The following is a 19,197-nucleotide window of genomic DNA, read 5'->3' as shown; positions in this document are numbered from 1 at the left end:
GGCTGCCACCATGCGCAGGCGCCAACACCAGGGCCCTGGCATGCAGAACTTCGAAGCGAGGCCACCATGCTGAACAAAATGACCGAACGACTGGATTTCCAGAGCAAGGCGCTGCTGCTGCGCGCCGAGCGCCAGCGCACGATTGCCAGCAATATTGCCAATGCCGACACGCCCGGCTATGTGGCGCGCGACTTCAATTTCCGCGAAGCCCTGCTTTCGGCCACCAGCGGCCCTTCGCCGCTGACCCTGGCCAGCGCGACCCACGCCGGCCACATGCCGCTGCCGGCCGCCGCCACGGGCGAGCTGGGCAAGAGCCAGCTGGGCTACTCGGTGCAGTCCCAGCCCAGCATGGACAACAACACGGTGGACCTGGACCGCGAACGCGCCAACTTCGTGGACAACGCCGTGCGCTACGAGGCCACGCTGCGCTTCATCAACGGCCAGGCCAAGACCATGCTCAGCGCCATCCAGGGCCAGTAAGCCGCTGCCCGAACCAGGAGTTTTTCCATGTCCATGTTCTCCATCTTCAACATCTCCGGCAGCGCGGTGAGCGCGCAGTCCCAGCGCCTGAACGTGGTGGCCTCCAACCTGGCCAACGTCGACGCCGTGGCCGGGCCGGACGGCAATGCCTACAAGGCGCGCCAGGTGGTGTTCCAGACCGTGCCCATGGGCACCGACGGCTCGGCCGGCGTGCAGGTCAAGGCCATCAGCGAGGACAACACGCCCGGCCGCCGCATCCATGACCCCAGCCATCCGCTGGCCGATGCCGAGGGTTATGTCACCCATTCCAACGTGAGCGCCGTGGACGAGATGGTCAACATGATCTCGGCCTCGCGCTCCTATCAGAACAACGTGGAAGTCATGAACACGGCCAAGACGCTGCTGCTCAAGACTTTGCAGATGGGCCAGTGAGCCCGGGAGCCAGAGCATGATTTACGGCGCAGGCAGCGTGGATACCACCTCCACCGGCACGACGGGCAACAGCAAGTCCGCGGTCACCGACCCCAACGAGGCGCAGGACCGCTTCCTGAAGCTGCTGGTGGCCCAGCTGAGCAATCAGGACCCCATGAATCCCATGGACAACGCGCAGATGACCTCGCAGATGGCGCAGATCAACACCGTGACCGGCATCCAGCAGCTGAACCAGACCATGCAGACCATGGCCGGCCAGTTCACGGCCATGCAGGTGCTGCAGGGCACGTCCATGATCGGCCGCACCGTGCTGACCGAGGGCAACACGCTGGGCGTGGCCGCCAACGGCACGCACACCGCGGCCTTCGACCTGGACGGCGCAGCCGCCAGCGTCAAGGTCCAGATCACCACGGCCACCGGCGAACTGGTGGACACCATCGACCTGGGCGAGGGCCAGTCCGGCCGCAACTATTTCACCTGGAAGGCCGAAGGCAAGTACAGCGGCGATACCTCGCAGCTGCGCTACAGCGTGACGGCCACCAACGGCACGACTGCCGTGGGCTCCACCACGCTGGCGCCGCATGCCGTGATCGCCACCGGCGCGACCAACGGCAGCCTGACGCTGGAACTGGACAACGGCCAGAGCGTGGCCTATTCCGGCGTCAAGGCCGTCTACTGAACCACCGACCAATCGTTCTCAGGAGAACACCATGGGTTTCCAACAAGGCCTCTCCGGCCTGAATGCCGCCAGCAAGAACCTGGACGTCATCGGCCACAACATCGCCAACGCCAACACCACGGGCTTCAAGTCCTCGCGCGCCGACTTCGCCGAAATGGTGGCCAGTGCCATCGGCTCGGCCAGCGGCCAGACCAGCGGCATCGGCGTGAACGTGGCCAGCGTGTCCCAGCAGTTCCGCCAGGGCGCGATCTCCACCACGGGCAACAGCCTGGACATCGCGATCAACGGCAACGGCTTCTTCATCGTCAGGCAGCCCGACGGCAGCACGGCCTATACGCGCGCCGGCAACTTCGGCCTGGACAAGGCCGGCAACCTCAAGACCGTGTCCGGCGACAACGTCATGGGCTATCTGGTGGACCCGACCACGGGCAAGCCCATGGCCGGCGCCACGCCCGTGCCCCTGAGCTTCCCCACCGGCCAGCCGATTCCGGCCAAGCAGACCGGCAAGGTGAATGTGGAGCTGAACCTGGATGCCCGCGCGACGGTTGCCGCCGGTGACCCCACGGCGACGCCGCCCATCGAGGCGACGCCGCGCGCCACCTACGGCACCTCGCTCAACGTCTACGACTCCCTGGGTACCGCGATCCCCGTCCACCTGTATTTCGAAAAGGATGCGGCAACCAATACCTGGACCATCTACAACCAGCTGGACGACCCCACGGCCACACCTCCGGTCACGGCCACGCCCATCGGCACCGCCGTTTTCGACACCAGCGGCAAGCTCACCGGCGTGACGGGCAACGCGCCTGCCACGGCAGCCGGAACCGCATTGACGTTCAATGTCGCAGGCAGCGGCGGCAGCAGCACGCCCTTCCCGGTGGCTTTCGACCTGGGCGGCATGACCCAGTTCGGCACCAAGTTCGCGGTCAGCAACCTCAAGCAGGACGGCTACACGGCGGGCGTGATGACCGGCGTCAATGTCAGCAAGGACGGCTCCATCGTGGCCACCTATTCCAATGGCGTGACACGCACCGAGGCCCAGCTGGCCCTGGCAGCCTTCACCAATACCCAGGGCCTGGCCTCGGTGGGCGACAACAAATGGGTGGCCACGGCCGATTCCGGTCCGGCCCTCAACGGCTCCGCGCAAAGCGGCACCTTCGGTTCGCTGCAGGCCGGCGCGCTGGAGGAGTCCAACGTGGACCTGACCGCCGAGCTGGTCAACATGATGACCGCCCAGCGTTCCTACCAGGCCAATGCCCAGACCATCAAGACGCAGGACCAGGTGTTCTCCACCCTGGTGAACTTGCGCTAAGACTGAACCGCTGACCGAGCAGAGCAAGGAGATCCAGCATGGACCGCATTATTTATACGTCGATGACGGGCGCCAACGCGGCGGCCCAGCGGCAGGCCGTGCTGGCCCACAATCTGGCCAACGCCGGCACCAACGGCTTCCGGGCCGAGATGTCCACGTTCCGCTCGGTGCCCCTGCAGGGCAGCGGCTCGGGCACGCGCGTGTTCGCGCTGGAGGCCACCTCCGGCTACGTGGACACGCCCGGCCCCGCCCAGCGCACCGGCCGCGCGCTGGACGCCATGGCCATGGGGCGCGCCTGGTTCGCGGTGCAGGGACTGGACGGCCAGGAGGCCTATACGCGCAACGGCGTGTTCGAAATCTCGCCCGAGGGCCAGCTGGTCAACAGCAACGGCATGCCCGTGCTGTCGGACGGCGGTGCGCCCATCGACATCCCGCCCGAGTCCACGATCTCCCTGGGTTCGGACGGCACGCTCACCGCCAAGACCGGCAACCAGCTGCCCGTGGCCGTGGGCCGCATCAAGCTGGTCACCCCGCCCGAGGATGCGCCGCTGACCCGCGGCGACGACGGCCTGTTCCGCGCGGCCCAGGGCGATGCACTGCCCAACGACGAGAACGCGCGCCTGCTCTCGGGCTCCATCGAAGGCTCCAACGTGAATTCCGTGGAGACCATGGTCGGCATGATCGCCGCCTCGCGCCAGTTCGAGCAGCAGATGAAGCTGATGCAGACCGCCGAAACCAACGACAAGACCGCCAGCCAGCTGCTGAGCGTGAATGGATGACCCCCTGAGTCGCTGCGCGCCTTCCCCCAAGGGGAACGACGCCCTCGCCGCGAGGCGGCTCTTGCTCGGCGTCTCCGGCTTGGAAAGCGCCCAGTTACCAGACTGCCCTCGGCCCACCGAAAGGAAAGAATCATGATCAATTCGCTGTTCATCTCCAAGACCGGCATGGAAGCCCAGCAGACCCAGCTGGACGTCATCTCGCACAACCTGGCCAACGTCTCGACCACGGGCTACAAGCGTGCCAACGCCGTGTTCGAGGACCTGATCTACCAGAACCTGCGCCAGTCCGGCGCCCAGGCCACCGAGCAGAACCAGCTGCCCACCGGCCTGCACCTGGGCCTGGGCGTGCGCACCGTGGCCACCTCGCGCAACTTCCTGCAGGGCAGCCTGCAGCAGTCCAACAATGCGCTGGACGTGGCCATCAACGGCAACGGCTTCTTCGAGGTCAACATGCCCGACGGCACCATCGCCTATACGCGCGACGGCTCGTTCGAGGTCAACGCCCAGGGCCAGCTGGTGACATCGAGCGGCTATCCCGTGGCCAACGGCATCACCATTCCCCAGGGCGCGACCAAGGTGTCGATCAGCGCCGACGGCGTGGTCAGCGTGACCATGCCGGGCCAGGCCGCGCCCCAGCAGGTCGGCAACATCGCCATGAGCCAGTTCATCAACCCGGCCGGCCTGGAGCCGCGCGGCCAGAACCTCTACACGGAGACTGCCGCCTCGGGCCAGCCCCAGCAGGGCACGCCCGGCCTCAACGGCCTGGGCACCATCCAGCAGGGCTACCTGGAAGCCTCGAACGTGAACGTGGTGCAGGAGCTGGTGACCATGATCCAGACCCAGCGCGCCTACGAGATGAATTCCAAGGCCATCCAGACCAGTGACCAGATGCTGGCCAAGCTGGCCCAGCTCTGATCGCCGGGTGCTATGAAACCATGAGTTGCCTGCGCCGAATGATTCTTCATTTCAAGAAGTTTCGGTTTCAGGAGTGGCGTGCTGCTGGCGCAGAACGCTCTTTTATCGATAGCGATCCACGCTATCCCCGGGCAGGTGCGGCCTGCCGCTGCCAAGGACTTGCCACCATGACCCTTTCCGTCCCTTCGCTTCCGGCATCGCTGCGCACCGCCGCAGCCCTCGGTGCCTTGCTGGTTACCGCCGGCTGCGCCACGCTCAATCCGCCGCCGCCCGTGGACATGCCATCCACCGCGCCACCCGTGCTGCAGCCGCGCGAGCAGGTGGCGCATACGCCCACGGGCAGCCTGTTCAATGCCAGCCGCTACCGTCCCATCTTCGAGGACCAGCGCGCGCGCATGGTCGGCGACACGGTGACCGTGCAGATCGTGGAGCGTGTCTCGGCCAGCCAGAGCTCGGATTCCAAGGTGGGCCGGACCAACGACATGAGCACCGGCCTCAGTGCCGTGCCGCTGTTCAAGGGCGGCGCCGAAAACACCATCAAGGATGCGCTGACGCTGGGCGTCAAGAGCGATACCGACTTCAAGGGCTCGGGCGCCACCACCAGCAACAACAACTTCACGGGCTCCATCGCCACCACCGTGGTCGACGTGCTGCCCAACGGCCATCTGGTCATTGCCGGCGAGAAGCAGATCGGCGTGAACCACAACGTGGATGTGCTGCGCTTCACGGGCACCGTGGACCCGCGTTCGCTGCGTCCCGGCAGCACCGTGGCGTCGACCCAGGTGGCCAATCTGCGCGTGGAATCGCGCGGCCGCGGACAGGCCGGCGAAGCCCAGTCAATTGGCTGGTTGTCACGGTTCTTTTTGAACGTTATGCCGTTCTGATTCTCCCGAGAATGGACGGTATGAAAGTACTGTCCATGCTCCTGAAAATGCGCCCGGCACCCAAACTTGCCGGTGCGGCCCGCACCGCCGTGTGGATCGCAGCCGCCCTGGGCGCCGGCATGCCGACCCTGCCCGTGCATGCCACCCGCATCAAGGAAGTCGCTGCCGTCCAGGGCGTGCGCAGCAACCAGCTGACCGGCTACGGCCTGGTCGTGGGCCTGGACGGCACCGGCGACCAGACCACGCAGATGCCCTACACCAAGCAGGCGCTGTCCAACTACCTCGAGCAGATGGGCATTGCCCTGCCGGCCACGGGCAATGCGGGCCAGCTGCAGCTCAAGAATGTGGCTGCCGTCATCGTCACGGCCGAGCTGCCGGCCTTTGCCCAGCCGGGCCAGGCCATCGACGTGAACGTCTCGTCCATGGGCAATGCCAAGTCGCTCAAGGGCGGCACGCTGGTGGCCACGCCGCTGCGCGGCGCCGACGGCGAGATCTATGCGCTGGCCCAGGGCAACGTGGTGGTCGGCGGCGCCGGCGCTGCAGCCGGGGGCTCCAAGGTCCAGGTCAACCATCTGAACGCCGGCCGCGTGCCCCAGGGCGCTCAGGTCGAGCGCTCCGTGCCCACGCCGCTGGCCGAGGGCAACACCATCACGCTGGGGCTCAATGCCACCGACTTCCAGACCGCCGACAGGGTGGTGCGCGCCATCAATCAGCGCATGGGCGCCGGCACCGCCACGGCCATGGACGGCCGCACCGTGCGCGTGCTGGCACCGCAGGAGACGGGCGCCCGCGTGCGCATGATCGCCGAGATCGAGGAGATGCCCATCGAGACTTCCAAGCCCGGCGCCAAGGTGGTCATCAATGCGCGCACCGGCTCCATCGTGCTCAACCAGGCCGTGACGCTGGGCCCCTGCGCCATCGCCCACGGCAACCTGTCCATCACCATCAGCACCACGCCCGTCATCAGCCAGCCCGGGCCCTTCTCGCAGGGGCAGACCGTGGTGGCGCAGAAATCCGACATCCAGGTGCGCCAGGAGCCCGGCAAGGTCATCAACATGCCGTCCTCTCCGCAGCTCACCGACGTGGTGCGTGCCCTCAACACCCTGGGCGCCACGCCGCAGGACCTGCTGGCCATCCTCCAGGCCATCAAGGCCGCAGGCGCCCTCAATGCCGAACTGGAAGTGATATGAGCATTGCCCTGCCCAACACATCCTCGCTGGCGGCCGGCAATGCGCTGGCGGCGGATGCGCGTTCGCTCAACGCGCTCAAGGCGGCCGCCGGCGACAACAGCCCGCAGGCCGCCCGCGAGACAGCCAAGCAGCTCGAGTCGCTGTTCATGCGCGAGATGATCAAGAGCATGCGCGAGGCGACCATGAAGTCCGGCCTGCTCGACAGCGCCCAGGGCAACCTGAGCACCGACCTGCTGGACCAGCAGCTGTCGGTGGCCATGTCCGGCCAGCCCGGCGGACTGACCGACGCCATCACCAAGCAGCTGGCGCGCACCATGGGCACCGAGGCTGCCGACGACGCGGAGCTGTCCGTGCCTTCCACGCTGAGCCTGAGCCGCAATGCCTGGCGCAGCTTCAACGGCGACGGTGTCTACAGCGGTGTGCGCAGCGGCGCACGCACGGGCGTCGGGCCCGGCACAGCCCGGTCCATCGATGCCTATGCGCCGGCGCCCAAGGGCCGCGACAACTTCGTCGCCCACCACACCCCGGCGGCCGCGCGCGTGGCCAAGGAAAGCGGCATTCCCGCCCATTTCATGCTGGGCCAGGCCGGCCACGAGACCGGCTGGGGCAAGAGCGAGATCCGCAACAAGGACGGCAGCAATTCCTTCAATCTGTTCGGCATCAAGGCCGGGGCAGGCTGGACCGGCAAGGTGGCCGAGGTCACCACCACCGAATACATCAACGGCACGCCGCGCAAGGTCACGGCGAAGTTCCGCGCCTACGACTCCTACGAGGACTCGTTCCGCGACTATGCGCGCCTGATCGGCACCAACCCGCGCTACGAGAAGGCCATGGGCCAGACGGGCTCGGCCCTGGCCTATGCCAGCGAGCTGCAAAAGGCCGGCTACGCCACCGACCCGGCCTATGCCAGCAAGCTCAGCCGCGCCATCCTGAGCGTGGCGCAGGCCGGCGTCCCGGCGCCGGCCGCTCCCACCGCCACGTCGCCTGCCCTGGCGGCCAAGTCCCAACCCAACGAGAACCAATCATGAGCCTGTTGAATGTCGGCGCGCGCGCCCTGATGGCCAACCAACTTGCCCTGCAGACCACGGGCCACAACATCGCCAATGTCAACACGGCCGGCTACTCGCGCCAGTCTGTGGCCCTCAAGACCTCGGACGGCCAGGACCGAGGCTCCGGCTACATCGGCAACGGCGTGGATGTCTCCACCATCGTTCGCAACTACAACGACCTGCTGTCGCGCCAGGCTGCCTTGGCCGGTTCGGTCAGCGCAGGCGATGCCATCCGCTACCAGTCGCTGGCGCAGATGCAGGACATTTTCACGGGCGGAAAGAGCGGGCTGGGAGCCGCCATCAACGACATGATGAACGCCTTTGGCGATGTGGCGAACACGCCTACCGACATTTCGGTGCGCCAGGTCATTCTGACCCGCATGAACGAAGTGGCGGCACGTTTCCGTTCGGCATCCAGCCAGCTTGATGAACTGGACTACAACGCCAAGCAGCAGATGCTGAGCGATGTCTCCCAGGTCAATAGCCTGGCGGGCCAAGTCGCGGCACTCAACGGCCAGATCAGCCGGGCCTTGGCGACAGGCAATACACCGAACGATTTGTTGGATCAGCGCGACCAACTGGTTCGTGAGATCAACAAGTTCGTGCAGACCACGCAGATCTCCGCCGAGGACGGGAGCATTTCCCTGTTCGTGGCCAATAGCCAGCCGCTTGTGATGGGAAGCAACGCGGGTCAGCTGACAGCCAAAGAGACGCCCGAATTCCCGGGCAGCGGCAAGATGGGGCTGTACTTCCAATCGCCCAACGGACAACCGGTGGCGCTGACCGCCAGTATGCTCGGAGGCGGCGAGATTTCCGGACTGATGCAGTTCCAGAACAGCGATCTGACGGAAGGCCGCAATCTGCTGGGCCGCATGGCACAAGCCATCGGTGGCGCGCTGAACGAGCAAAACCGGCTGGGACTGACAATGTCGGGCCAGCCAGGCAGCGATTTGTTCAAGCTCCCGTTGACCAGCCAGGGATACACGACCGGCCCGCAGTGGACAGCACCGAATACTCCGCAGGTCACGGTGACTGACGCCAGCCAGCTCAAGGCATCGGACTATCAGATCGTTTTTGGCAATGATGCTCCCAAAGGCCGCGTGATCCGGCTGTCCGACGGGCAGACGACGGCGTTCAACGATCTGGCCGACCTCTCCAGCAAGACCATCGACGGCTTGCGGTTCGATTTGCAGGCGGATGGCAATGCAGGCCAGTCCGTGCTGTTTCGCCCCATGGCTGCGGCAGCCCACGATATCCAGGCTGCCGTGTTTGCGCCCAACGACTTGGCCGCGGCCAATCCCGTGGCGGCGCGCATCACGTCTTTGGGCGATGCTGCCTTGCAGATGGGAGGCATCCAGGTCAGTGCGGGCTTTGACTTCTCCACTTTTGCAGGGGCCGAGATTTCGTTCGGCAAGAATGCTGCGGGTGAGGTGGAGTACACCATCACGCCGCCGCCCGCAGGCATACCGGCTACCGGCAAATTCCGCTCTGGCGAGCCTATCCAGGTGGGCCCGGGGCTGATGGTCACCCTCAATGGCACGCCAAACCTGAATGGAACAGGCAGCGACAAGGTCACGCTGGGAAAGGCCACCGATCCCCAGTACGGAACGGCTTGGCAGCGCGACACGGGTAATGCCGGCGCATTCCTGGCTTTGCGTGACGCCAAGCTGTTCGATGGCTCCACCACTTTGAGCGATGGCTTCTCCATCGCCATGGCGCAGGTCGGCACGCGTACGCAGAGCGCCAAATACACGGCCCAGCTCTCGGAAACCATCGCCAAGAACCTGGAGTCCGATCGCACGGCCGTTTCGGGAGTCAACCTGGACGAAGAGGCTGCCAAGCTGTTGCAGTTCCAGCAGGCGTACCAAGCTTCCGCCAAGATGCTGCAAGTCGCCCAGGGCATTTTCGACAGCGTGCTGCAAACCGTAGGCCGCTGAGGCATGCCAGCGGCCCTCTTGGGGGCAACGGCCGCAATCTGGCTAAGCCAAGCGTGGCGCTTTTTTCAGGAGATTTCCGTATGAATACCATTGCCCGTCTGGGTACCGCCAACATGTATGACGGCACCCTGCGCAACATTGGGGCACGCCAGAGCGATTTGGCGGATCTGATCAACAAGGCAACGGCTGGCAAGCGCGTTCTGCGCCCCAGCGATGACCCCGTGGGCGCCGCGCAGGCCGAGCGCGCGCGCACTCGTATCACCCGCTCGGAGACGGATCAGCGCATGCTTGGCGCACAGCGCGACATCATCGCCCAGGGTGAATCCATTCTGGGCAAGGCCTATGACACGCTCGGAGACTTCCGCGAGCGCATCATCCAGGCCGGCAATGGCTCATACGACCAGGATGCGTTGAATGCACTGGCGCAGCAGCTATCGAGCCTGCGCGATCAGGTCTTCAGTTATGCCAATACGAAGGATGCCAGCGGTCTTCCTCTCTTTCGTGGCCTGGGCAGTTTTGACGTGCCTATTGCCAATGGCAGCCCTGGGTCCGTCGAGCAACTTCAGCCGGGCCAGAGCAGTGGCGGCGAAAATGGCTTGCCCACTGCACTGGATGGCCATGCGGCCTGGTTCAGTGTCCCCAAGGGCAATGGCGTATTCAGCATTACCCGCAATGCCGCGCCAGGCTCCGTGAGCGCCGATATTGGTTCGGTCACGGATCCCAGTCTGGTCAAGGACAACTACACCATTGCCTTCACCAAAGATCCTGTTACTGGCGCCGTGACGTATACGACCACCAATATGGCCACCAACGTCACCAGCCCTCCCAGCCCCTATACATCTGGTGCGGCAATCACTGTGGGCGGCATGTCTGTTGCCATATCGGGCGAGCCGGCCACTGGCGACAGCTTCACTCTGGCGCCCAACCAGAATGATCCCACCGACTTGTTCAGCGTACTGGACCAGGTCATTGCCGACGTGAAAGCCGGACGGTCCGACCCCGGCCGTCTGCAAAGTGGACTGAAGCGTGGCTTGAGTGAACTGGACGCCGGCATGAGCCGCATGCAGGCGGTGCGCAGCTTTGCCGGTGACCAGCTCAACCGTGCCGACCGACTGGAGTCTGATATGAAGGACCAGGCGCTGACCCAGGAAGGGCTACGCTCCCAGGCAGAGGATATGGATATGGTGCAGGCGATTTCCGATGCGCAGGTTCAGCAGGCAGGTCTGCAGGCTGCGCTACAGTCTTACGCTTCCATCCAGAAGCTGTCACTGTTCAACTACATCAGCTGAAGCTACGATCAGCCAGCTGTCTTTTCCGCATCTCCATGACCCAGTCTGCACTGTCCGCCCTGACCCTTGGCTATCGGCCCTTGTGGAACCGCCAGCGGCGTCTGGCTGGCGTACAGCTCTATCTGCACGAAGATCCGGGCGAGCCGGCCGACATGCAGCACCTGCTGCGCATCCTCCAGGAGCTGTGGAGCGATCAGGCGCCACCGCTGCTGCTGTCGCCCCAGTCCCGCCAGACGCTGTGCGACCTGCTGGTCCATGCGCCTCAGGGCAGCCCCTGGATCGAGGTGCGCGGCGACTGGCTGCTGCAGGACGAAGGCATTTACGAGCTGGTCCTGCAGGCCAGGGCTCGCGGCCTGATGCTGGTCTGGGGAGGCTCGCTGGACGCGGTGCCCGAGCCCGATGCGGCCCGACTTTTCGCCAGCAGTCTCCTGAGCCTGCCGCTGCAGGGCGCCGAGGGCGTGCCCAACATGCCATCCGCGCAGGTGGCCCAGTTCATGGCGCAGCAGGAGCCCACGCAACTGTCCGTTCGCCCGCTGCAGCTGCTCGGCGGTCAGATGTACGAGGGCCTCAAGAGCCTGGCTCTGGCCCGCATCTGCCTGGACGTGCAGGAAGCCGGCGCCGTGGCCGGCTGGCCCGTGGCCGATACCGTGCAGACCTTCCGGCTGCAACAGCCCCAGCCTGCGCGTGACAACCTGCTCAAGCTGATGCAGGCCATCGACAAAGAGCAGTCCATGGACACGCTGGAACACCTTCTTGCCGAGGACCCGGTGCTGGCCTACCGCTTCATGCTCTACACCAACTCCGCGGCCCTGGGCCTGCGCCGCGGCGTGGACTCGCTGCGCCGCGGCCTGGTCATGCTGGGCCTGGGCACGCTGCAGCGCTGGCTGGCCGACCAGCTGCCCCACGCCTGCACGGAACAGGATCTGGTGCCGCTGCGCACCCAGATGGTGCTGCGTGCGCGCCTGGCCGAGCATTTGATCGAGGCCGGCGTCGGCCTGGAGCTGCAGCGCGAGATGTATCTGTGCGCGCTGTTCTCCCAGCTCGACCTGCTGCTGCACGAACCCCTGAACACCACGCTGCGCCGCATGCCGCTGTCGGATCGCATCTTCGATGCCGTCATTGCGCGCACCGGCCCCTACTCAGGCTCCCTGGCCATGGCCATGGCGCTGGAGTCGCCCGAAGCGGCTCCCATCCGCCAGCTGCGTGAGGAGCATGAGTGGGAAACCGAGGACCTCAACCGCATCCTGCTGCGCATGCTCGGCGATCTGCGCCTGGGCATGCCGGCTGCGGCCAAGGCGGCCTGACTGCCTGCATGTTTCTGGCTGGAAATGGCCTTGAGCGATTGCTATGCTGGGGCCATGGCTCTCTTTCAAGCCTGCGGAGATTCTTTCTCTGAAGCCGGGTGCGAGAGCCGGCGCAGTTGGCCGCCCCGGCCTGTCTGAAAACAAGCGCTCAACAGATTCGGATACAAGGCGCGCCACCTGGCTCGCCCAAAGAAAAGGCACCCGAGGGTGCCTTTTCTTTCTGCTGCCAGCCATGTCAATGCGCGCGCATCTTGGTGCGCAGCCGCGCAATCGCCTGGCTGTGCAGCTGGCAGACGCGGGACTCGGTGACGCCGAGGACGGCGGCGATCTCCTTGAGGTTCATGTCGTGCTCGTAGTACATGCCCATCACATACTGCTCGCGCTCGGGCAGGGCCTTGATGGCATCCACCAGGGCCGAGCGCAGGCGCTGGTCGCGCAGCTGCGAGAACGGATCGGCACCGCTGTCGGCCACATGGCGCTCCAGATAGTCGTCGCCGTCCTCGCCGCTGGGCGCCATGTCCTCCAGGTACACGAGCTGGGTGCCGCGCACCTTGCCCAGCAGGGACTGGTATTCGTCCAGGCTCATCTTGAGTTCGGCCGCGATCTCGGATTCCAGTGGCGGCCGGCACAGGCGCTGTTCCAGCCGGTTGAGCGCCTGCTCGATCTCCTTCTGGCTCTTGCGCGAGCTGCGGCTCATCCAGTCGCCCTCGCGCAGTTCGTCCAGCATGGCACCGCGGATGCGCTGGCTCGCGAAGGTTTCGAATTGCACGCCTTGCTCGCTTTCGAAGCGCGACAGCGCTTCGGCCAGACCAATCATGCCGACCTGGATCAGATCATCCACTTCCACATTGGGAGGCAGCTTGGCAATCATGTGCAGGGCAATCCGACGCACGAGCGGCGCGTGCTGACGGATCAGTGCGTCTCGGTCGAGTTGGCCTTTGGCGGTGTACATGGGGTTCAATGGCTCCAGGCAAGAGGGGCACAGGCGCCCGTACCCAGCCTTGGCACGGAATGCTCGTGCAAAGGCAGGATGCAGGCGGTCTTGAGCATGTGCAGCGTGAGCTGATGCAGGTCGCGCGTCTGGCGCCAGCGCAGGCGCATGAGCACGGGCGCATCGCCCAGGTGGCGCTGCGAGCACTGCAGCAGCGCGTTCAGGCGCTGCAGGCGGATCTGGGATTTCTGCGCATCGGTGAGCACGCTGCTTTGCTTGCGGCTCCAGTCGTAGCGCGCCGGACCGTCGGCGGCGGCCGGCGCTTCCAGCGCGGCCAGCGTGCACTCCACGCCGGCGTAGACGGCCAGGGTCTTGAGCTGGCGGTAGCTGTCGACGAGCTGTTCGGCATCGGGCGGAACGACCAGCAGCGGCTGCAGGTTCTGGCCCTGCAGCAGTGGCGTGAGAGCCTTGGCGTCGGCATAGATCAGCACCGTGGTGTAGCCGCGCACGTAGCGCTGCAGGGCGGCCAGCGGCTCCATGCCCAGCTCCTGCGCCGTCGCGCGCAGGCGTGCCAGTCCCTGGCGGGCGGGCAGGGTGGCGATGGAACGGGTTTCGGCTGCCTCGGCCATGCTGCGCAGGCCCATCTGGGCATGCCAGGCCGAGCGCTCCAGCAGCTGGGCCATGCCCGGCGTCTGGAAGGATTCGCTCTGGCTGCCGTCCAGCACCAATACGGTCTGGCCCAGGCGCTGCAACTGGGCGCACAGAGGCCAGAGCACGGCCTGCTCGGCAGCGGCGCTGTCGGCGCTGTGCACCATGGCCAGCACGCGCAGCCCCGCCGTGCCGGCGCTGTCGGCCTGCAGGTGCAGGCCCATGCCCTGGTGGGGTGGCGAGTAGTGCTCAAGCATGGGCGGCCTCGGCGGCGTGCGATGCGGACGGCGTGAAGAAGAAGTCCAGATCCAGGGTCTTGGGGTCGAAGGCCGACTTTACGCTGGCGCGCATGGAGGTCGAGACCAGGGCCTGGGCGCTGGCGCGTTCCCAGTCCTCGGGCACGCGCTGGCCGTTGGTCACGCCGCGCAGCTGGATCTGGTGGCGGATCAGCGTGTCGATGGAGGGACCGAGCTTGACGGCCTCATCCACCTTGGTCAGCACGGCCTGGTGCGAGCCGCGGGCCTTGAAGGCCTGCATCACGTCGTCCAGCGCATCGCCCTGGGCGGCTGCGTTGACGGCCAGCAACTGCTGCACGCCGGGCAGGTCCAGCACGTCCATGATCTCGTCCTTGCGCGGATCGCGCGGGGCCACGCCCGTGGTGTCGATCAGCACCATCTTCTTGCCTTCGAGAAGGCCCAGCAGGTCCTGCAACGCGGCCTTGTCGTGAGCCTGGTGGGCCACCATGCCCAGCATGCGGGCATAGGCGCGCAGCTGCTCATGGCCGCCGATGCGGTAGGTGTCCAGCGTGATCAGGCCCACCGAGGAGGGGCCATGCTCGGCGGCGCACAGCGCGGCCAGCTTGGCCGTGGTCGTGGTCTTGCCCACGCCGGTGGCGCCGACCAGGGCAAAAACGCCGCCCTGTTCGTAAATGGGGGCCTGGGCCTTGTCGGTACGCAGATTGCGCTCCAGCACTTCCATGAGCCAGCGCACGGCGTCGCCAGCCGACAGGCTTTCGGGCAGATGTTCGATCAGCGCACGCGACAGCACGGGCGAGTAGCCGGCGCGGATCAGCTTGTGCATCAGGCTGGACTGGATGGGGTTCTGGCGCGTCTGGCCCAGCCAGGTCAGGGTATTGAAGCGGTCCTCGATCAGATCCTTCATGGACTGCAGCTCCTGCATGAAGTGCTGCTGGCTCATGGGCGCTGCGGCAGCGGCCGGCCTGGCGGTTGATGCATCCCTGACCACGATGGGTTCGCCGCGCAGCGGGTTGTGGCGGCTCACGTTCAGGCTGGGACCGGACGGCTGGCCCGCCGGCGCGGCAGGGCGCACGGCGTCATTGTGCTGGCGCGCGCGCTGGGCAAAGGTGGGCAGGACCTCTTCGGTTTCCAGCGCCGATTCGTGGCGGCGGCGCAGCATGCGTTCACGCACATAGTCCTGGAAGGATAGCGTGCTCATGGACAGCTGCTCCACATCTTCCTGCACAGACTGGGATGGCGCCTGCGATGCCTTGGCCTGCTTGGCCTGGCGCTCCTGCACATGGTCCAGCGTGCTCATGCCGGCCCGCGGCTTGGCGGCCTGGCGCGCAAACAGTGCAGTGCGCTCGCGCATGTCCGCGGAATCCTCGACTGCGCGGCGTTCGATGGCGGCCTGCAGCGGAGAGCCTGGCTTGCCGGACTCCATGTTCTGCAGCGTGTCCTCGGCCGTGGCCATGACTTCCACGCCTTCGGGCGTCTGGCGGTTGGAGAGGATGAGCGTGCCTTCGCCGAAAGCCATGCGCGCCTTGGCCAGGGCCTCGCGGGAGGTGGGGGCGTAAAAGCGTTTGATGTTCATGCGGATGCACCTTTAAGAATCGGGCCGATGCGGATGGTGTGCGTCTCGGGGATCTCGCTGTGGGCGAGTACCTGCAGACGCGGCGCCACGCGGCGCAGCAGCTTGGCAATGGAGTTGCGGATGGAGTCGGGCACCAGCAGGCAGGCGGGCAGGCCCAGCTCTTCCTGTTGATTGGCCACGTCGACGGCCTTTTGCGTGAGGATCTCGGCGACGCCGGGATCCAGCGAGGGCGCGCCGGGGTTGGACAGGGCTTGCACCAGCAGGCGCTCCAGGCCGGGCTCGATGGCGATGACATTGAGCTCGCGCGTGGGGCCGTAGATCTGCTGCACGATGGCCGGAGACAGCGCGATGCGCACGCGCCGCGCCAGTTCCACCGGGTCGTTGGTGGCGGCAGCGTTCTCGGCCAGGGTTTCGATGATGGTGCGGATATCGCGGATGTGCACAGAGTCCTCCAGCAGCAGCTGGAGCACTTTCTGGAACGTCGTGATGGGCACCATTTTCGGAATGACTTCTTCGATCAGCTTGGGAGCCAGCTTGGCGACGTGGTCGACCAATTGCTGGGTTTCCGTGCGCGACAGCAGCTTGGCTGCATGCACTTGCATCAAGTGTGACAAATGGGTGGCCATCACGGTTTCCGAATCAACGACGGTAAAACCGGCCATTTGTGCCGCTTCCTTCTGGCGTTCATCGATCCAGTGGGCAGGCAGGCCGAAGGCCGGGTCGGTCGTGGCGGTGCCGATCAGCGGCGTGGTGATGCCGCCGGGGTTGATGGCCAGGAACATGCCCGGAAAGGCCTCGCCCTCGCCCACCATCACGCCGCGCAGCGTGATGCGGTAGGCGCTGGGCTTGAGCTCCAGGTTGTCGCGCACATGGACGGCCGGCGGCAGAAAACCCACTTCCTGCGCGAACTTGCGGCGCACGCCCTTGATGCGGGTCAGCAGGTCGCCCTGGCGGTTCTTGTCCACCAGCGTGATCAGGCGGTAGCCCAGCTCCAGGCCCAGCAGGTCCACGGGCTGCAGGTCGTCCCAGGTGGCTTCGCCGTCGGACTGGCTGGCCTGGGCCGCCGGGGCGGGGGCGGGTATGGCGGCGCGGGCCTTCTGCTGCCTGTCCAGTGCCCAGGCCAGCCAGCCCAGCAGGCCGCCCATGGTCAGGAAGGCCAGGTGGGGCATGCCGGGAATCAGTCCCAGCAGCACCAGGATGGCGGCGGCAATGCCCAGCACCTTGGGCGACATGAACAGCTGCTGCACGATCTGGCGGCCCATGTCGGTATCCTTGCCCACGCGCGAGATCACCATGGCCGAGGCCACCGAGATCAGCAGGCCCGGTATCTGCGCCACCAGCGCGTCGCCCACGGCCAGCAGGATGTAGCTGTCGGCGGCCTGGCCCGCCGACAGGCCGTGCTGGGCCATGCCGATGGCAAAGCCGCCGATGATGTTGATGACCAGGATCAGAATGCCCGCAATGGCGTCGCCGCGCACGAACTTGCTGGCGCCGTCCATGGAGCCGAAGAAGTTGGCTTCCTCCTGCACTTCGGCACGGCGGCGCTTGGCCTCGGTCTCGTCGATCAGCCCGGCGTTCAGATCGGCGTCCACGGCCATCTGCTTGCCGGGCATGGCGTCCAGCGTGAAGCGGGCCGACACTTCGGCAATGCGCTCGGCGCCCTTGGTGATCACCACGAAGTTGATGACCACGAGAATGGCGAACACGATCAGGCCCACGGCGAAGTTGCCCCCGATCAGGAAGTGGCCGAAGGCCTCGATCACCGCGCCGGCCGCGCCCGGGCCCGTGTGGCCTTCGAGCAGCACCACGCGGGTGGAGGCCACGTTCAGTGACAGGCGCATCAGCGTGGTCAGCAGCAGCACCGAGGGAAAGGCCGCGAAATCCAGCGGCTTGATCATGTAGGCGGCCACCATCATCACCATCAGCGCCACGGCGATGTTGAGGGTGAAGAAGGTGTCCAGCATCCACGGCGGAATCGGCAGCACCATCAGTGCCAGGATGGCCACCACCAGCAGCGGTGCGGTCAGGCCCTGCAGGGCCTTGCTGTTGGAGCCCGTCCACTGTTGCAGGGATTGAAGCGGATTCGTTGTCATCAGGCTTTACCTTCGGGGGGGCCGGCCGGCGGCTGTGTAGTCGGTTGCATGGCGGTCTGGCTCCGTCCGCGATGGGGGTCCAGCTCCACCGGCACGGCGGGCTGGCCCAGGTCGCCGGGCATGGGGCCTTCGCCGCGCAGCGCGGCCTTGAGGCGGTAGACATAAGCCAGCACCTGGGCGACGGCGGTGTAGAGCGCCGCAGGAATGGCCTGGTCCAGTTCGGCATGGGCGTACAGCGCACGCGCCAGCATGGGCGATTCGAGGACCGGGATCTTGTGTGCCCCCGCCACTTCGCGGATCTTGAGGGCTACCAGGTCGGTGCCCTTGGCGATCACCTGGGGTGCGGCCATGGTGTGCTCGTCGTAGCGCAGGGCCACGGCGTAGTGCGTGGGGTTGGTGACCACGAAGTCGGCGCGCGGCACGGCCGAGACGCTGGCGCGGTCGGCGATCTCGCGCTGCTTCTGGCGGATCTTGCCCTTGATCTGCGGGTTGCCTTCGGATTCCTTGTGCTCCTGCTTGACTTCCTCGTGGCTCATCTTCAGGCGCGACTTGAACAGAAAGGCCTGCAGCGGCACGTCGATCACGGCCACCAGCAGCACCACGACGAGCAGCAGCGCCACGCCGCTGGTCAGCCATGAGCCCACCATGGACAGGGCCATGGGCGAAGGCTGGGTGGAAACGGCCGTGACCTCGGCAATGCGGCTGCCCATGAACTTCCAGGCGACAAAGCCCAGAATGGCCGTCATCAGCACCATCTTGCTCACGGTGACGAGCTGCTGCTTGGAAAACAGATTGGCCAAGCCTTTGAGGGGATTGAGCCGGCTGAACTGGGGCTGTATGGGCTTGAAACTGAAGATCCAGCCGCCCGCGGCCACACCCGCCAGCACGGAGGCGCCGGTGGTCACGATGGCGAAGATCAGCGCGATGACCAGGCCCAGGCCCAGCATGGACTGCAGGCGCTCGAGCATCTGTGCGGGGTTCCTGGCAATGATGCCGTCAAAGACCAGTTGCTGGGCCATGGCCAGGCGCAGATGCTGCACCAGTGGCTGCGCACCGATGAACATCAGTGCCGCGCCCGTACCCAGGATGGCCAGGTGCGACAGATCACGCGAGCGCGCACCCTGGCCGTCCGCACGCGTTTTCTGCAATTTGCGTGCGGTTGCGGGCAGGTTTTTGTCTTGGGAGTCGGCCATGGCGCAATGACGGATTGGATGGCGTCATTGTGCGAACTGGCGGCGCGGGCAATGCGTGGATAAGCGGCGCTGCAGGGCTGCTTATCTAGGGCTGAGTGGTTTTGCCTGTGTTTTTCCTGCGGGCAACGGAGGCCGGGATTCGCTCCTGCAGCGCCATTGGCTCTTCTGGCTCGCACCAGCACGGTAGGGAGCAGGGGCGCGTTCCCGGGTTGCTTTCGTGCGCGAACACGAAAGTACCGCGTCTGCCGGGCC

Annotated in this window: 17 protein-coding genes; 12 read left to right on the top strand and 5 right to left on the bottom strand. The window is 66.0% G+C overall.

Annotation, left to right across the window (positions count from 1 at the left end):
• Nucleotides 1-66 precede the first annotated feature (66 nt).
• From flgB to Cte04_RS15255, 12 genes are all read left to right on the top strand, one after another.
• Nucleotides 67-480, top strand: coding sequence for a flagellar basal body rod protein FlgB (flgB, locus tag Cte04_RS15310; RefSeq protein ID WP_066479971.1), 414 nt, complete (start codon nt 67-69; stop codon nt 478-480).
• 27 nt (nt 481-507) lie between these two features.
• On the top strand, nt 508-912 hold the full coding sequence (gene flgC, locus Cte04_RS15305) for a flagellar basal body rod protein FlgC (protein ID WP_066479968.1): 405 nt from the start codon (nt 508-510) through the stop codon (nt 910-912).
• A gap of 16 nt (nt 913-928) precedes the next feature.
• Nucleotides 929-1,591, top strand: coding sequence for a flagellar hook assembly protein FlgD (locus Cte04_RS15300; RefSeq protein ID WP_066479966.1), 663 nt, complete (start codon nt 929-931; stop codon nt 1,589-1,591).
• Nucleotides 1,592-1,622: 31 nt separating this feature from the next.
• Nucleotides 1,623-2,903: a flagellar hook protein FlgE gene (gene flgE, locus Cte04_RS15295; protein ID WP_066479958.1), complete on the top strand. Its 1,281-nt coding sequence runs from the start codon at nt 1,623-1,625 to the stop codon at nt 2,901-2,903.
• A gap of 38 nt (nt 2,904-2,941) precedes the next feature.
• Nucleotides 2,942-3,682, top strand: a complete 741-nt coding sequence (gene flgF / locus Cte04_RS15290; protein ID WP_066479955.1) for a flagellar basal-body rod protein FlgF — start codon at nt 2,942-2,944, stop codon at nt 3,680-3,682.
• A gap of 132 nt (nt 3,683-3,814) precedes the next feature.
• Entirely contained in the window at nt 3,815-4,597 is a 783-nt protein-coding gene (gene flgG, locus Cte04_RS15285) for a flagellar basal-body rod protein FlgG (RefSeq protein WP_066479953.1), read from the top strand.
• A 167-nt stretch (nt 4,598-4,764) separates the two neighbouring features.
• Nucleotides 4,765-5,481 (top strand): flagellar basal body L-ring protein FlgH, encoded by a 717-nt coding sequence (locus tag Cte04_RS15280; RefSeq protein WP_066479951.1) that lies wholly within the window; start codon nt 4,765-4,767, stop codon nt 5,479-5,481.
• Nucleotides 5,482-5,501: 20 nt separating this feature from the next.
• On the top strand, nt 5,502-6,671 hold the full coding sequence (locus Cte04_RS15275) for a flagellar basal body P-ring protein FlgI (RefSeq protein WP_066479948.1): 1,170 nt from the start codon (nt 5,502-5,504) through the stop codon (nt 6,669-6,671).
• Nucleotides 6,668-7,699: a flagellar assembly peptidoglycan hydrolase FlgJ gene (gene flgJ / locus Cte04_RS15270; RefSeq protein WP_066479945.1), complete on the top strand. Its 1,032-nt coding sequence runs from the start codon at nt 6,668-6,670 to the stop codon at nt 7,697-7,699. Before Cte04_RS15275 ends, flgJ begins: the two co-directional genes overlap by 4 nt.
• Complete coding sequence (gene flgK / locus Cte04_RS15265; protein ID WP_066479940.1) at nt 7,696-9,657, top strand: flagellar hook-associated protein FlgK; 1,962 nt, start codon at nt 7,696-7,698, stop codon at nt 9,655-9,657. The genes flgJ and flgK overlap by 4 nt, the downstream gene beginning before the upstream one ends.
• Nucleotides 9,658-9,737: 80 nt before the next feature.
• A complete protein-coding gene (gene flgL / locus Cte04_RS15260) occupies nt 9,738-10,946 on the top strand; it encodes a flagellar hook-associated protein FlgL (protein WP_066479930.1) in 1,209 nt (402 codons plus the stop codon).
• Between the two features lie 35 nt (nt 10,947-10,981).
• Nucleotides 10,982-12,250 (top strand): HDOD domain-containing protein, encoded by a 1,269-nt coding sequence (locus tag Cte04_RS15255; RefSeq protein ID WP_066479928.1) that lies wholly within the window; start codon nt 10,982-10,984, stop codon nt 12,248-12,250.
• Nucleotides 12,251-12,485: 235 nt separating this feature from the next.
• Here Cte04_RS15255 and Cte04_RS15250 read toward each other — a convergent pair whose 3' ends face one another.
• The 5 genes from Cte04_RS15250 to Cte04_RS15230 are packed head-to-tail and all read right to left on the bottom strand — an operon-like array spanning nt 12,486 to nt 18,945.
• On the bottom strand, nt 12,486-13,202 hold the full coding sequence (locus tag Cte04_RS15250; protein WP_066479924.1) for an RNA polymerase sigma factor FliA: 717 nt from the start codon (nt 13,200-13,202) through the stop codon (nt 12,486-12,488).
• A 5-nt stretch (nt 13,203-13,207) separates the two neighbouring features.
• The gene (locus Cte04_RS15245; protein ID WP_066479921.1) at nt 13,208-14,086 is read right to left on the bottom strand and encodes a hypothetical protein; all 879 of its coding nucleotides are present in this window, start codon (nt 14,084-14,086) and stop codon (nt 13,208-13,210) included.
• Nucleotides 14,079-15,659: a flagellar biosynthesis GTPase FlhF gene (flhF, locus tag Cte04_RS15240; RefSeq protein WP_066479919.1), complete on the bottom strand. Its 1,581-nt coding sequence runs from the start codon at nt 15,657-15,659 to the stop codon at nt 14,079-14,081. Before flhF ends, Cte04_RS15245 begins: the two co-directional genes overlap by 8 nt.
• Entirely contained in the window at nt 15,656-17,752 is a 2,097-nt protein-coding gene (gene flhA, locus Cte04_RS15235; protein WP_066479909.1) for a flagellar biosynthesis protein FlhA, read from the bottom strand. Before flhA ends, flhF begins: the two co-directional genes overlap by 4 nt.
• On the bottom strand, nt 17,752-18,945 hold the full coding sequence (locus tag Cte04_RS15230) for an EscU/YscU/HrcU family type III secretion system export apparatus switch protein (RefSeq protein WP_066479906.1): 1,194 nt from the start codon (nt 18,943-18,945) through the stop codon (nt 17,752-17,754). Before Cte04_RS15230 ends, flhA begins: the two co-directional genes overlap by 1 nt.
• Nucleotides 18,946-19,197: the final 252 nt, after the last annotated feature.

The organism is Comamonas terrae (assembly GCF_001544075.1).
In the GTDB taxonomy this organism is placed as follows: domain Bacteria; phylum Pseudomonadota; class Gammaproteobacteria; order Burkholderiales; family Burkholderiaceae_C; genus Comamonas; species Comamonas terrae.
The sequence above is the reverse complement of the archived record's forward strand: the minus strand, read 5'-3'. Positions and strand labels throughout refer to the sequence as shown.

Excerpts from the sequence above, each read along its gene's own strand:
- Cte04_RS15255 (WP_066479928.1), top strand. The coding sequence starts at position 10,982 with ATGACCCAGTCTGCACTGTCCGCCCTGACCCTTGGCTATCGGCCCTTG.
- Cte04_RS15280 (WP_066479951.1), top strand. The coding sequence starts at position 4,765 with ATGACCCTTTCCGTCCCTTCGCTTCCGGCATCGCTGCGCACCGCCGCA.
- Cte04_RS15230 (WP_066479906.1), bottom strand. The coding sequence starts at position 18,945 with ATGGCCGACTCCCAAGACAAAAACCTGCCCGCAACCGCACGCAAATTG.
- flgB (WP_066479971.1), top strand. The coding sequence starts at position 67 with ATGCTGAACAAAATGACCGAACGACTGGATTTCCAGAGCAAGGCGCTG.
- Cte04_RS15245 (WP_066479921.1), bottom strand. The coding sequence starts at position 14,086 with ATGCTTGAGCACTACTCGCCACCCCACCAGGGCATGGGCCTGCACCTG.
- flgJ (WP_066479945.1), top strand. The coding sequence starts at position 6,668 with ATGAGCATTGCCCTGCCCAACACATCCTCGCTGGCGGCCGGCAATGCG.
- flgK (WP_066479940.1), top strand. The coding sequence starts at position 7,696 with ATGAGCCTGTTGAATGTCGGCGCGCGCGCCCTGATGGCCAACCAACTT.
- flgG (WP_066479953.1), top strand. The coding sequence starts at position 3,815 with ATGATCAATTCGCTGTTCATCTCCAAGACCGGCATGGAAGCCCAGCAG.
- flgF (WP_066479955.1), top strand. The coding sequence starts at position 2,942 with ATGGACCGCATTATTTATACGTCGATGACGGGCGCCAACGCGGCGGCC.
- flhA (WP_066479909.1), bottom strand. The coding sequence starts at position 17,752 with ATGACAACGAATCCGCTTCAATCCCTGCAACAGTGGACGGGCTCCAAC.
- flhF (WP_066479919.1), bottom strand. The coding sequence starts at position 15,659 with ATGAACATCAAACGCTTTTACGCCCCCACCTCCCGCGAGGCCCTGGCC.
- Cte04_RS15275 (WP_066479948.1), top strand. The coding sequence starts at position 5,502 with ATGAAAGTACTGTCCATGCTCCTGAAAATGCGCCCGGCACCCAAACTT.
- flgE (WP_066479958.1), top strand. The coding sequence starts at position 1,623 with ATGGGTTTCCAACAAGGCCTCTCCGGCCTGAATGCCGCCAGCAAGAAC.
- flgL (WP_066479930.1), top strand. The coding sequence starts at position 9,738 with ATGAATACCATTGCCCGTCTGGGTACCGCCAACATGTATGACGGCACC.
- Cte04_RS15250 (WP_066479924.1), bottom strand. The coding sequence starts at position 13,202 with ATGTACACCGCCAAAGGCCAACTCGACCGAGACGCACTGATCCGTCAG.
- Cte04_RS15300 (WP_066479966.1), top strand. The coding sequence starts at position 929 with ATGATTTACGGCGCAGGCAGCGTGGATACCACCTCCACCGGCACGACG.
- flgC (WP_066479968.1), top strand. The coding sequence starts at position 508 with ATGTCCATGTTCTCCATCTTCAACATCTCCGGCAGCGCGGTGAGCGCG.